13 protein-coding genes are annotated in these 14,114 nt (G+C 38.5%); all 13 read left to right on the forward strand.

The window, feature by feature from the left end; all coding sequences use genetic code 11:
- Positions 1-1,950, forward strand: a 1,950-nt coding sequence (locus ACFIQE_RS01180; protein ID WP_375707202.1) for a Vomp family autotransporter, incomplete at its 5' end; no start/stop codon positions are given.
- On the forward strand, positions 1,947-2,552 hold the full coding sequence (locus ACFIQE_RS01185; RefSeq protein WP_273790643.1) for an invasion associated locus B family protein: 606 nt from the start codon (positions 1,947-1,949) through the stop codon (positions 2,550-2,552). The genes ACFIQE_RS01180 and ACFIQE_RS01185, both read left to right, overlap by 4 nt.
- Before the next feature lie 909 nt (positions 2,553-3,461).
- The gene (locus ACFIQE_RS01190) at positions 3,462-4,772 is read left to right on the forward strand and encodes a Ppx/GppA phosphatase family protein (protein ID WP_375629985.1); all 1,311 of its coding nucleotides are present in this window, start codon (positions 3,462-3,464) and stop codon (positions 4,770-4,772) included.
- A 29-nt stretch (positions 4,773-4,801) separates the two neighbouring features.
- On the forward strand, positions 4,802-5,530 hold the full coding sequence (locus ACFIQE_RS01195) for an RlmE family RNA methyltransferase (RefSeq protein WP_375621153.1): 729 nt from the start codon (positions 4,802-4,804) through the stop codon (positions 5,528-5,530).
- A gap of 173 nt (positions 5,531-5,703) precedes the next feature.
- On the forward strand, positions 5,704-6,729 hold the full coding sequence (obgE, locus tag ACFIQE_RS01200; protein ID WP_375707203.1) for a GTPase ObgE: 1,026 nt from the start codon (positions 5,704-5,706) through the stop codon (positions 6,727-6,729).
- A 1-nt stretch (position 6,730) separates the two neighbouring features.
- Complete coding sequence (gene proB / locus ACFIQE_RS01205) at positions 6,731-7,870, forward strand: glutamate 5-kinase (RefSeq protein ID WP_375621155.1); 1,140 nt, start codon at positions 6,731-6,733, stop codon at positions 7,868-7,870.
- 45 nt (positions 7,871-7,915) lie between these two features.
- Positions 7,916-9,172 carry a glutamate-5-semialdehyde dehydrogenase gene (locus ACFIQE_RS01210; protein WP_375621156.1) on the forward strand — a complete coding sequence of 419 codons (1,257 nt, stop codon included), beginning with the start codon at positions 7,916-7,918 and terminating at the stop codon, positions 9,170-9,172.
- Between the two features lie 29 nt (positions 9,173-9,201).
- Positions 9,202-9,795, forward strand: coding sequence for a nicotinate-nucleotide adenylyltransferase (locus ACFIQE_RS01215; protein WP_375621157.1), 594 nt, complete (start codon positions 9,202-9,204; stop codon positions 9,793-9,795).
- Positions 9,796-9,906: 111 nt separating this feature from the next.
- Positions 9,907-10,293, forward strand: coding sequence for a ribosome silencing factor (gene rsfS / locus ACFIQE_RS01220; protein WP_375646386.1), 387 nt, complete (start codon positions 9,907-9,909; stop codon positions 10,291-10,293).
- Between the two features lies 1 nt (position 10,294).
- Positions 10,295-10,777 carry a 23S rRNA (pseudouridine(1915)-N(3))-methyltransferase RlmH gene (gene rlmH / locus ACFIQE_RS01225; RefSeq protein WP_375702778.1) on the forward strand — a complete coding sequence of 161 codons (483 nt, stop codon included), beginning with the start codon at positions 10,295-10,297 and terminating at the stop codon, positions 10,775-10,777.
- Between the two features lie 133 nt (positions 10,778-10,910).
- On the forward strand, positions 10,911-12,155 hold the full coding sequence (locus ACFIQE_RS01230; protein WP_375702803.1) for a murein hydrolase activator EnvC family protein: 1,245 nt from the start codon (positions 10,911-10,913) through the stop codon (positions 12,153-12,155).
- A complete protein-coding gene (locus tag ACFIQE_RS01235; protein ID WP_375621160.1) occupies positions 12,145-13,455 on the forward strand; it encodes a S41 family peptidase in 1,311 nt (436 codons plus the stop codon). Before ACFIQE_RS01230 ends, ACFIQE_RS01235 begins: the two co-directional genes overlap by 11 nt.
- 39 nt (positions 13,456-13,494) lie before the next feature.
- A complete protein-coding gene (locus ACFIQE_RS01240; RefSeq protein ID WP_375621161.1) occupies positions 13,495-14,016 on the forward strand; it encodes an RNA pyrophosphohydrolase in 522 nt (173 codons plus the stop codon).
- Positions 14,017-14,114 lie beyond the last annotated feature (98 nt).

Consider the following 14,114-nt stretch of genomic DNA (forward strand, 5'->3'; position numbering starts at 1 on the left):
AAAGAGATTACCAATGAAATTACCACTGCTCAGGCTGACGCCTTGTTGTGGGATAAGTCTAAAGGTGCGTTTGTAGCGACGCATGGTGAAGAGAATGCAAGCAGCAAGATAACATCGCTTTCCAATGGATCTATAACTAAAGGCTCAAGTGATGCCGTAGCGGGTAACCAGCTATATGCACTAGGGAGCGGTGTTGCGAAGTCTTTAGGTGGTGGCGCTGAATATAAGGAAGGTCAATGGAGTGCTCCAAGCTTCAAAGTTAAGATCGTCAAAGAAGATGGCAGTGCTGTTGAAGAGCAAAGTTATGATGATGTTGCCAAAGCGTTTGCTGGTGTAGGGGCTTCATTCACGAATATTCACAAAGAGCTTCAGAATGAGATTAATAAAGTTGTAGGAGATAGTCTTGTTAAGCAGGATGATGCTACGAAGGTAATCAAGATAGGTGATGAAAAAGAGGGTAGTGCAATCACAATTTCAAACATGAATGGTGATGCACGTAGTCTCTCTGGCGTGAAAGCTGGAACACTTTCTGAAGGCTCGACGGAAGCAGTGAATGGTTCTCAGCTTTATTCCTTGAATCAGACGCTGGCGATGTATTTAGGAGGAGGAGCTAGCTATGAAGGTGGCGAATGGAGTGCTCCAAGTTTCAAAGTTAAGATCGTCAAAGAAGATGGTAGTGCCGTTGAAGAGCAGAGCTATGATGATGTTGCGTCTGCCTTTGCTGGTGTTGGTGATTCATTCACGAATATTCATAAAGAGCTTCAGAATGAGATTAATAAAGTTGTAGGAGATAGTCTTGTTAAGCAGGATGATGCTACGAAGGTAATCAAGATAGGTGGTGAAAAAGAGGGTAGTGCAATCACAATTGCAAACATGAATGGTGATACACGTAGTCTCTCTGGCGTGAAAGCTGGAACACTTTCTGAAGGCTCGACGGAAGCGGTGAATGGTTCTCAGCTTTATTCCTTGCATCAGACGCTAGCGATGTATTTAGGAGGAGGAGCTAGCTATGAAGGTGGCGAATGGAGGGCTCCGGAATTCAAGGTTGCGCAATTCAATTCTGATGGTAGTTCGTCAGAAAAGCAGATCTATCATGATGTAGCAGGAGCTTTTGATGGTGTCAGTGACGGTATGACGAGTATCAACGAGCGTATTCATGATGTTGAGAAGAATGTGGCGAGCAATGGTTTGAATTGGAATGAAAAAGAAGGTGCGTATGATGCGAAGCATGATGGTAAGTCGAGTAAGATTACGAATGTATTGGATGGTAAGATAGAAGAAGGCTCGCAAGAAGTTGTTAATGGTGGTCAGCTTTGGAGCACGAATGAGAGGGTAAAAGAGGTTGAAGACAAAGTAGATACGATAGATCAACATGTGAAAGATATTGAAGTAGCCGTAACAGATGGCGTTGTTAACTATGATAAAGATAGTGATGGGAAAAAGACCAATAGTATTACGTTAGTAGGAGGCAATGACAGCGAACCTGTTATGATAGACAATGTAGCGGCAGGCAAGATTGAAACAGGTTCTCAGCAAGCTGTTAATGGCGGTCAGTTGCATGATTATACTGAAGAGCAGATGAAGATAGTTCTTGAAGATGCCAATAAGTATACGGATGAGAAAGTTAGTGGTCTTGTCAATGATGGTGTTAACGAGTCGAAATCCTATACGGATATGAAGTTTGAGACATTGAATTATGCTATTCAGGATGTTCGGAAAGAAGCAAGACAAGCTGCTGCTATTGGTCTAGCGGTGTCCAACTTACGTTACTATGATATACCAGGATCTTTAAGTGTTTCATTTGGGAGTGGTTTATGGCGCAGTCAATCTGCACTTGCTATTGGTGCTGGTTATACATCTGAAGATGGAAATATTCGCTCGAATGTATCTGTGACAAGTGCTGGAGGTCATTGGGGAATAGGCGCTGGAATTACTCTGAGGTTGAGATGATAATAGAAAAAATGGCTGTTATTGTAAAAACGAGAAGTATGTTAGTAAAGGTTCTGCTGTTTGCTCTTGCCTTAATAGGCAAGAGCGAAAGCTTTGCCAACGAGAACAATAATATTTATACAGTGCATCCACCGCACTTATCGATACCTAAGGGAGAACCTGGCGAAACACGTCGAATTATTATGCAGTTTTATGATTGGACTTTGATTTGTGACGAAAAACAAAAGCTTAAACATAAGCAAGGTATATGTAATGTAACACAGACGGTTCATGATCAAGAAGGAAATACCATTTTTAGTTGGTCTCTTGTTTCTACGACAAGTGGTCAAGCAGTGATGCTTTTTCGAACATTGCCAAATTCTGATATAAATGTTCCGATTCAAATGTTTGTAAAAGATGTTAAAAAACCTGTTCTTATTAATTATACGCAATGTAATGAAACGGTTTGTTTGGCACAATCACCTGTAGGGCCGGTTTTGACTAAACAAATAGAGCAGAACAATAAGGTACGTATTTCCTATAAAACTAAAGAAGGTAAGGTATTTTCTTTTACTGTACCATTTAAAGGGTTAAATGCAGCACTTAATTCTTTCCGTCCTTAGAATCCATCGAGTATTTTTAACAAGAGTCATTTTTCCATAAATTGTTGTATTATATTTCTGAGTGTAAATTATAAGGTCAAATAAGTAAGAAGTTTTATATAATATGATATCGAGGTGATTTGTTGGAAAGAGTGAGAGTTTTATGAATATAAAGTCACAGTAAGTTCTTTATATGTAATAGAAAATCAAGTTAGTGTTTCCCGTAATGCTTAAAGAATGATTTCGTTAGTTATTAAAAGTAAAAAAGATGAGAAATACTCGATTTATTCCTTACAATAATGAGTAGACTAAATTCTTTTTTTAAGCTTCAAATGGATTTTTAAAGCGGTCTGATTATGCATTAATATTTTTCAGATAAATTTATAATTCTAGAGATTTTTTTGAATGATGGTTTTTATTGGTATTCACAAAATAACAGCTATTGTAATTGCATTTTGTGGTACTACAGAACTTTTATTCCAGCATAATCAAAGCCATTTCATCGCATATAACAGACGAAGCTCGTGTGTGGATAACGAGATTAAAAAAATTTTTTCTTATAAACCGTACTAATGTATAGGTTGTTGTAACCTTAAGAGTCAGCAAATAGTATGATAGTGTAGGTTTGTTACAATAGAGGTGTGCTCCGTGTGAATGGTATCAAGAAAAGAGCATAATTTATAAAAATTGATGTGAACGTAAACGATTAATTTATAGTTTTAAGTTCATAAAGAGATGCATGATTTCACGGAAACAACCGAAAGATTATACAAAAATCTGAATGATGTTAGTGTAGAAAATTTTAATGATAGAAAAAGAAAGAATGATTTCTTGTATATATCATTTGATGCTGCATTATTGCTTTATTTAGGAATGAGCAGAAGAGTTTTCGCGTTTATTTATTGGGGGAACGCTCAAGGGATAAGGGACATGACCCCGTTAAATTATGGTTCAAAAGAGTTAAAGCGAGGAGAAATATACGATACCAAAGCAGATCAGTTGTATGATCAGTGCGGCAGTAATACAAATAATCTTTCTGCATTGTCACGAACAGAGGCATACTCTGTCCTTGTTGATATAAAGAGACAACAGAGAAAAAAACATTATGAACAGAAACAGGTTTTTGTTCAATCTGAGACAGCTTTTGAGTTTCATAATCAGATAATGATAGGTACTCAAAAAACAAAAAAACTCAAAGCACCTTTTCTTCGACGGTTCCATCCAGTAAAATCTCCACCTCTTTATGCGGCACTTGATCTCGGAACAAATAATTGTCGTCTTCTTATCGCATCTCCCAGTAAACCTGGATATTTTCGTGTTGTTGATGCTTTTTCTCGTATTGTACGATTGGGAGAAGGTTTAATAAATAACGGTTTTCTTAATACACAAGCTATGGATCGTGCGATTGAAGCATTAAAGATTTGTCATTTAAAGCTAAAACAAAGGCATATTAAGCGTTATCGCTTGATTGCAACGGAAGCTTGTCGTTCTGCAGAAAATGGTAGACATTTTATTCAGCGTGTTTTGGAGGAGACAGGTCTTGAATTGGAAATTGTTGATCGGCAAACAGAAGCGCGTTTTGCTGTTACAGGGTGTAGTACACTTGTTGAACCAAATACTGACGCAATTGTGCTTTTTGATATCGGAGGAGGATCATCAGAAATTGTGCTACTGGATGTTTCTCAAAAGCGTTCTTTTCGTTTAGCTCGACAAATTATCGCTTGGACTTCTCTTCCTGTTGGTGTTGTTACGCTTGCTGAACGTTTTGGAGGGAATGATATTAGCTTAGACGATTTTGAAAAAATGAAAAGCTATGTGCGAGGGTTATTAAATAATTTTTCAGATCGTCATAAATTAGGAGAGTTAGCACAAGGTTCGAAGTTTCATCTTTTGGGAACCTCCGGTACGGTTACGACTTTAGCAGGAATGTATCTTAATTTAGAGCGTTATGATAGGAAAAAAGTGGATGGCATTTGGATGAATGATGCAGACATTACACTTATGACACAACGCCTATTATCATGGGATATAGAAAAACGTGTCATAAGTCCTTTTATTGGACGCGAGAGAGCAGATTTAGTTTTAGCTGGTTGTGCAATTTTAGATGTTATTCGGGAAGTTTGGCCAAGTCAGCGTTTAAGAGTTGCTGATCGTGGATTAAGGGAAGGAATTTTGATAGAGCTGATGTTACGCGATGGAGTATGGTGTCGTCATAGAAAGAGCAGAGATTTCAAGCGTTAGAGAATTAAATATGGAGACAATGAATAACGATGAAAAAAACAACAAAAACACCAAGAGGTGGCTATGGAGGTTCAGGGTCACATGAATTATATCAGCGCGTAAAAAAGAAAGCAGGAACCATTAAAGCTTCATCACGACGATGGTTAGAGAGGCATCTGAATGATCCTTATGTCCATCAATCAAAAGTAGATGGTTATCGTTCGCGTGCGGCTTATAAACTCATTGAAATTAATGAGCGCTATAGGTTTTTGAAAAAAGGTCAAAAGGTTATTGATCTAGGAGCAGCACCTGGGGGCTGGTGTCAGGTGGTTGAGCGTATAGTAGGGTCAAGTGATGAGGATCCTAGCGTTATTGGTATTGATTATTTACATGTTGATCCATTACCTAGAGTTGCCATGTTGGAAATGGATTTTTTGCATACAGATGCACCGCAGAAATTAATTGAAACTTTAGGGACAAAACCGGATGTGGTTCTTTCTGATATGGCAGCGCCAACAACAGGTCATCGTCAGACGGATCATTTAAGAACGATTTATTTATGTGAAGTTGCGGCTGATTTTGCTCTTTCGGTTCTTAAGCCTGGGGGACATTTTTTAGCAAAGGCTTTTCAAGGAGGAGCAGAAAACACTCTTCTTACGATACTAAAACAGCATTTTAAAAAAGTCTATCATGTTAAACCACCCGCAAGCCGATCAGAATCAGTAGAGCTTTATCTTCTAGCACTTGAATTTAAGGGAAAAACAAAAATACAAGAATAGCGCCTTCTTTTAAGAAGACTTAACTTTACTTAACCTATTTAGATGTGATGATTTTTTTCTCAAAGAGTTATCGGCGATAGTGACAGTTTTTCTGTTATCAATGATGAAAAACTGGTAAAATTAATGTATTGCCTATAGAGGTAAAGAGATTGATTCCTCAGTGAGTGTTTCCAATGAAATTTCTTGATCAAGCTAAAGTTTATATTCGTTCTGGTAATGGAGGTTCTGGAGCAGTATCATTTCGTCGTGAAAAATTCATAGAATTTGGGGGGCCTGATGGAGGGAATGGAGGACGGGGTGGTGATGTTTGGGCTCTTGTTGTTGATGGGCTTAACACGCTGATTGATTATCGCTACCAACAGCATTTTAAAGCAAAAACAGGGGGGCATGGCAAGGGGCGTAATATGACGGGTGAGAAGGGTAATGATGTCATCCTTAAAGTTCCGGTTGGGACGCAAATTTTTGAAGAAGATAATACAACGTTAATCTGTGATTTAACGGAAGTGGGACAGCGCTATCGCCTTGCAAAAGGAGGGAATGGCGGTTTTGGCAATCTTCACTTTACAACATCGACAAATCAGGCACCGCGTCGTGCAAATCCAGGTTTGGCTGGAGAAGAGCGTGCAATATGGCTTCGTTTGAAGTTAATTGCTGATGCGGGGCTTGTTGGTTTACCAAATGCTGGAAAATCAACTTTTTTAGCTTCTGTAACGGCTGCAAAACCAAAAGTTGCAGATTATCCTTTTACCACTCTACATCCTCATCTTGGTGTTGTACGTATTGATGGTCGTGAATTTGTTTTGGCTGATATTCCAGGATTAATTGAAGGAGCGCATGAAGGTGTGGGAATTGGAGATCGTTTTTTAGGACATGTGGAACGTTGTCGCGTACTGCTTCATCTAATTTCTTCTCAAGAAGAAGATGTTGCAAAAGCATATCAAATTGTGCGTCATGAACTTGAGGCATATGGAAATAATCTAAGTGATAAAACTGAAATTGTTGCTTTAAGCCAGATAGATACGCTAACGATTGAAGAGCGTGAAGCTAAACGGGAAGCTTTGCAAAAAGTAACGGATCAACCTGTTATGATGTTTTCTGCGGTTAGCCGCGAAGGTTTAGAAAATGTGCTGCGTGCTGGTGCACATATTATTGAAATGTCACGCAAAGAGGAGATCAGTGGGGATAGCAAGGTTGATTGAGATGGCTGTTGGATCGCAAAAACTTACACACTATAAACGTATTGTGGTCAAGATTGGATCTGCCCTTTTGGTTGATCCTCAGGCAGGTTTACGGGTTGAGTGGCTTAAAAGCTTGATCAATGATGTTGTTGAATTGCATAAAAAAGGCGTAGAGATATTATTGGTGTCTTCAGGCGCTATTGCTTTAGGAAGGACATTGCTACAGCTTCCTAAGGGGACTTTGAAATTGGAAGAAAGTCAGGCATGTGCTGCTTTGGGGCAAATTGAGTTAGCAAAAACCTATGGTGATGCGCTTGCTCAACATGGGCTCAAAACAGGCCAAATTTTGCTCACTTTATTTGATACGGAGGAGCGAAGGCGTTATCTCAATGCACGTGCAACGATTGAGATGCTTTTATATTTGGGAGCTGTGCCTGTTATTAATGAGAATGATACTGTTGCAACAACTGAAATTCGTTATGGTGATAATGATCGTTTAGCTGCACGTGTGGCAACAATGGTGAGGGCAGATCTTTTAATACTTTTATCCGATATTGATGGTCTTTATACAAAGTCTCCCCATAGTGATCCTACGGCTGAATTTATACCTTTTGTTGCATCCATTACGCATGATATCGAAAAAATGGCAGATGTTGCTGCTTCAGAGTTTTCACGGGGAGGAATGAAGACTAAGCTTGAAGCCGGAAAAATAGCTAATGCTGCTGGAACGGCGATGATTATCACCTCAGGCAAGCGTATGAATCCCCTTGCTGCAATTGACAAAGGTGAACGCAAGAGTTTTTTTGCGGCAAGTAAGAAATCTGTCAATGCTTGGAAAACATGGATTTCTGGTCATTTAGATCCATCTGGTGTTTTGACGATTGATCAAGGAGCCATTAGGGCTCTTGAATCAGGAAAATCATTATTAGCTGCAGGGGTTATTGGCGTTGAGGGAAATTTCCAGCGTGGGGATACGGTTGCAATTATTGGTACAGATGGAGTTGAGATTGCGCGTGGACTTGTAAGCTATGACAAAGATGAGGCTGTACGCATTATAGGACATAAAAGTAAAGAAATCGAAGCTATTCTTGGGTATGAGGCGCGCTCTGCTATGGTGCATCGTAATGATATGATTGTACGTTGCTTGACCAATACTGTTTAAAAAAGTTACTTTTGTTTTTATTGTTTTGGCAGAGTGGATGTTACGATGACTTTAGAAGAACAAATGAAAGATATGGGACAAAAAGCACGCTATGCCGCTGCAGCGTTGGCCGTTGCTTCTTCTGAGCAAAAGAACAATGCATTAGAAATGATCGCTTTAAGTCTAGAGGCTCAGTCAGATGAAATTTTACGGGCGAATTGTCAAGATTTAGAGAATGCTGCTCAGAATAATTTGAAAGCTGCAATGATTGATCGGCTAAAATTAGATGATTTGCGTTTACGTGCAATGATAGATAGTGTTCGCCAAGTTACTCGTTTATCTGATCCTGTTGGGCAAGTGATGGATGAATGGACGCGTCCAAATGGGCTTCATATAAGTCGTGTACGAACACCTCTTGGTGTGATTGGCATTATTTATGAAAGTCGTCCAAATGTTACAGTTGATGCGAGTGCTTTGTGCTTAAAAGCTGGCAATGCTGCGATTTTGCGCGGTGGTTCGGATAGCTTTCATTCTTCTCATGCTCTTCATTTAGCTTTGGTACAAGGTTTAGAGCGCTCTGGTTTACCTAAAGATGCCATCCAAATGGTTGGAACGACAGATCGTGCTGCCGTTGGGGAAATGCTCAAAGGATTGGATGGAGCGATTGATGTGATCGTACCACGTGGTGGAAAGAGCCTTGTTGCCCGCGTTCAGTCTGATGCACGTGTTCCAATTTTTGCTCATTTGGAGGGACTTTGTCATATTTATATTGATAAATCGGCAGATTTAGATATGGCACGCAATATTGTTTTAAATGCAAAGCTGCGGCGAACAGGGATATGCGGTGCTGTTGAGACAGTTCTCATTGACGGCCAAGCATTAAAAAAATTTCTTCCTGTTTTAACTGCTTTACAGGAAAAGGGGTGTGAAATTCGTGCCACAGAAGATATTGTTTTTCTTATGCCAGATGTCAAATTAGCTTCTGAAGAAGATTGGTCGCATGAATATCTTGATGCTATTCTTTCTGTTAAAACGGTTGAGGGTGTTGAGGGAGCCATTTCTCATATCAAGCGTTATTCATCAGGACATACGGAATCGATTATTGCTGAGGATTTAGAAGTGGTGAAGAATTTTTTTAATCATTTAGATTCAGCTATTTTATTACACAATGCATCTACACAATTTGCTGATGGAGGTGAATTTGGTTTTGGAATGGAAATTGGTATCGCAACAGGAAAAATGCATGCACGTGGTCCCATAGGTGTTGAACAGCTAACATCATTTCAATATCACGTTAAAGGAAATGGTCAGGTTAGAGCTTGAGAACACCATTTTTTCCATGGAAAAATTGTATGCCACATGTTGAAAGATCTAATGTTGTGGGTCTTTTTGGTGGTTCCTTTAATCCACCGCATGCGGGGCATCTTCTTGTTGCAAAAATTGCCATTCGGCGTTTGCATCTTGATCAGTTATGGTGGATGATCTCTCCAGGAAATCCTTTAAAGGATTGTACACAGTTACCCTCTTTAGAGGAGAGAATGCAATTAAGTTTTAAACTTATTGACCATCCAAAAATTCGCTTAACAGGTTTTGAACAGGCTATAGGGAGCAAAGTATCAGTAGATACGATTTTTCATATTCTTACTCATTACAGTGGCGTAAATTTTGTATGGATTATGGGGGCAGATAGTTTTGCGACGATACATCATTGGTATCGATGGCATGATATCGTCTCTATGCTTCCTATTGCGATTATTGATCGTCCTTTAGGCAATCGGTCAGCACTTTCCTCTCCTATGGCACATATTTATCGCCGTTTTCGTTTGGATGAGAGAGAAAGTAAGCGATTACCTTTTATCAAGCCACCAGTTTGGACTTATTTGCATGGACCTTTATCTTTTCAATCTTCAACAAACCTTCGTTTGAAGAAGAATGATTTTTCTTGAACATTTCATAAGATTCTGCTTCTCTTTAGAGAAGTCTCTTTTTTAGATTCCACAACGATAAGAAAGGATATTGATCTGAAAAACGTTGCACACAAACACTCTTACGATATTATGCCTTCAAAAGAAAAAAAAGTTTTTTCTGTTAGTGAGAGTCTTGAAGTTATTCTCAAGAGTTTAGAAGATACAAAAGCAGAAGATATTGTTGCTATTGATATTCGAGGGAAGTCATCTTTGGCTGATTATATGGTCATAGCTTCAGCAAATTCGCAGCGTCATGTATCGTCTGTTGCTGATCATTTATTGCATACTTGGAAAGATAGTGGGCAGGGGCTTGCGCGTGTAGAAGGGCTTGCTGGAGGTGACTGGGTATTGATTGATACAGGTGATATTATCGTTCATCTTTTTCGTCCAGAAATTCGTCTTTTTTATAATTTAGAAAAAATATGGATGACGCCGGATTTAAACGATACGGCTTTGCTTCTCTTCGGAGATCATTAAAATGCAAATTTCTATTTTTGCGGTTGGTCGTATGAAAAGTGGGGCGGAGCAAAAATTAGTTCAGCATTATTTGGATCGTTTTTCTAAAATTTCTGGAGATGTAGGCTTTCATTTAAAAAAGTTACAAGAGATACCAGAAAGTCGTGCTCAAACAGTTTATCAACGTATGGAGGAAGAGGGGAGAAAACTTATTGAATTTTTACCTGAAAAATGTCGATTAATTGTGTTAGATGAGCGTGGAGAATCGATTTCGTCAATTTCTTTTTCTGAAAAATTGAGGTGTTATCGTGATGAGGGCATTCGAGATGTCGTCATTGCTTTGGGAGGACCTGATGGGCATAATGAACAAATAAGGAAGCGTGCTGATTTTCTTTTATCTTTTGGTTTGATGACGTGGCCACATCAAATTGCACGTATTCTTCTTACAGAACAACTTTACCGCGCTGTAACAATTGAAAATTATCATCCGTATCATCGTTTTTAATATTTTTGTTCAATTTTTAGCACTTATTTATATGTTTATTAATATTGTTTTAGCTGACACCATTTAAAGCATCTCTAATGTATACGATGAGGTGTCATGGTTTTTGCAAATGAAAAAGCTTCTTCATAGAAAGATGCTATATTTATATGAGGAGTGCGTCATATTTGTCATTCTGCTCTTGAGTATATTTTTTTGCTTTTCTGTATCGCATGCGGAAGATACAATGAGGAGTACGGAAGTCCATAAAGAATTAGGAGAAATTCGCCAAAATATTACACTTTCGCGTGAGCGTGTTGCTTTTCTTATGCATCAAGTTGAGCATTTAAAAAAAGATCAACGTGTTTTGAGTGATGCACTCATAAAGGCGGCTAAAGAAGAACGTATAGTAGCAGATGATATTGCTAAAAGGGAAGAAAAGCTTAAAAAAATGATAGAAAAGCGGGTACAAGTCTATCAAAGTTTAAAAAATCGTCGTGCTGAATTTGCGGAAGTTCTTGCAATTTTGGAGCGTATGGGATTGAATCCGCCTCCTGCTCTTATGATACAGCCAGAGGACGCATTGGCTTCTATACGTAGTTCTGTTTTATTAGGTACTGTTATTCCTCAGATGCAAGAGAAAACGCGAGATTTAACAGAAAAACTCAAGGAGTTGACCAATTTGAGTAATTCCATTACTACGGAATATAAGGCATTAAAGACAAAACTGCAAAATCAAGCAGAGCAGCGAAAACGTCTAGAGCTTTTATTAGACCAAAAAAACAAACTACAAAAAAAATCAGAAAAAGAACTTACAGAACAGCAACAAAAAAATATTGCTCTTGCTAAAAAAGCGCAGTCTTTGGAAGAATTGATTTTAGAGCTCGACCGCCAGTCAAAATTTAGCTCTGATGCATCAGTACAGGTACGGAAAAGTTTGCAATTGTTAGAACAGTCCAATTTTGAAAGCCGAAAAGGTTCTTTACTTTTTCCTGTTTCAGGAAAAAGAATACGTCATTCTAATAAAAGTTCGCAGATTACGCGCTTTGGTGAAACGATAGAAACAGAGTCAGGAGCTGTTGTTATATCACCTGTAGATGCTTTTGTTGCTTTTGCTGGGCCATTTCGTTCTTACGGACATTTAATCATTCTCAATGTTGGAAATGGTTATCATATCATTCTTACTGGAATGTCGAGAATTAATGTAAAACAGGGGCAGTTTGTTCTTTCAGGTGAGCCTCTGGGTATAATGGAGATGCAATTTATTTCAAACAGTGTTGCATTGGATATAGGAAAAACTTCTCCAATGCTTTACATTGAGTTTAGAAAGCAGGGAAAACCTGTAAATCCAACTCCTTGGTGGCAGACTGAAAAAATAAGAAGGAGCCAAAATGATTCGTAAAGTTATTCTTTTGGTCGCTGGGGTATTGCTCGGCGCCTGTTCAATGATTATGGTGCAGTCTGTTGCTGCGAATAATGAAGATAATGCATATAAAAAGCTAGCTATATTTGGCGATGTTTTTGAGCGTGTGCGTATGCAATACGTTACAGTTCCAGATGATAAAAAGCTTATTGAAAACGCTATCAATGGCATGCTCACATCACTGGACCCTCATTCATCTTATTTGAATGCTGAAGAAGCCAAGGATATGCGGGATTCTACGAAAGGAGAGTTCGGAGGTCTTGGTATTGAGGTCACTATGGAAAAAAACTTAATTAAAGTTGTTTCACCAATGGATGATACTCCCGCTTCAAAAGCAGGTATTCTAGCAGGAGACCTTATTTCAAAAATTGATGATGTACAAACGAATGGTCAAACATTGAATGAAGCTGTTAATAAGATGCGAGGTGCTCCTGGAACACCAATTACCTTAACAATTATTCGTTCTGGCGTTGATAAGCCATTTGAAGTGAAGATTGTTCGTGATATTATCAAAGTAAAAGCGGTGAAATATCGGGTTGAGGGTGATATTGGATATTTAAGAGTTATCCAGTTTTCTGAACAGACATTAAATAATCTTCTAGCGGCAATTAAAGATATCCAATCTAAAATTCCTGAAGATAAGCTAAAAGGTTACGTCCTTGATTTGCGGCTTAATCCGGGTGGGCTTTTAGATCAAGCTGTTAATGTTTCGAGTGCTTTTCTCAATAAGGGTGAAATTGTGTCGACTCGTGGGCGCAAAAAGAGTGATGTGACAAGATTTGATGCGAAGCCAGGTGATGTCATCAATGGAAAACCGCTCATTGTTCTTATTAATGGTGGTTCAGCAAGTGCTTCTGAAATTGTTGCGGGTGCATTGCAAGATCATCGTCGTGCAACAATTTTAGGGACGCAGTCTTTTGGTAAAGGATCTGTTCAAACAATTATTCCTTTGGGTGAAAATGGGGCTTTACGCTTAACAACAGCACTTTATTACACGCCATCAGGCACTTCTATTCAAGGAACAGGGATTACGCCTGATATTATTGTAGAGCAACCACTCCCTGAAAAATATAAAGGTTATGATGTAAAAGTTGGTGAGTCTGCATTAAAAGGACATATCAAAGGAAAAAGAGAAAGTAATAAAGGATCTGGTTCAGCTGCTTTTGTTCCCAAAGACCCTAAAGATGATATTCAATTGAATGAGGCCTATAAACTGTTACGAGGTGAAATGTCAAATGCAGCATTTCCACCAGATCCCAATAAGGATGTATTAAAGTGAGAATTGATATCTATAGCTTGCGATTTTGAGGAATATTAAATGGATGCAGGTATTAATTTGAAGATTCTTCCATATCGCAAATGTGTTGGGATTGTTATTTTTAATCATGAGGGTAAAGTGTGGGTTGGGCGTCGTTTAATGATGCCCATTCATGCAGATATTGAAATATCTCATCGTTGGCAGCTTCCTCAAGGAGGGATTGATGAAAATGAAAAACCATTAGATGCAGCATATCGTGAACTTTATGAAGAAACGGGTATTCGATCTGTGAAGTTGATTAAAGAAGCACAAAATTGGTTCCATTATGATTTTCCACAAGAACTTATTGGGTGCACATTAACAAATAAATATCGTGGGCAAATACAAAAATGGTTTGCTTTCCAGTTTACAGGAAAGCTTTCTGAAATTGCGATTAATCCGCCACCAGATGGCAATAAAGCGGAATTCGATCAATGGAAATGGATTGATCTAGAAACCCTTCCGTTGATTGCTGTTTCTTTTAAAAAGCACGTTTATACGAAAGTTGTCAGCGAATTTCGAGGTAGCCTTAGACCATTATAAAAGCTATATGATTACGAGAAAGCTTTTTTTATTAAGATGCTTTATATTATAATAAATAATAAACATGTTTATCTTTTATGTAAAGAACAGGAATATAA

Origin of the sequence: Bartonella sp. AA1HLJMS (assembly GCF_042197445.1) — a bacterium.
In the GTDB taxonomy this organism is placed as follows: domain Bacteria; phylum Pseudomonadota; class Alphaproteobacteria; order Rhizobiales; family Rhizobiaceae; genus Bartonella.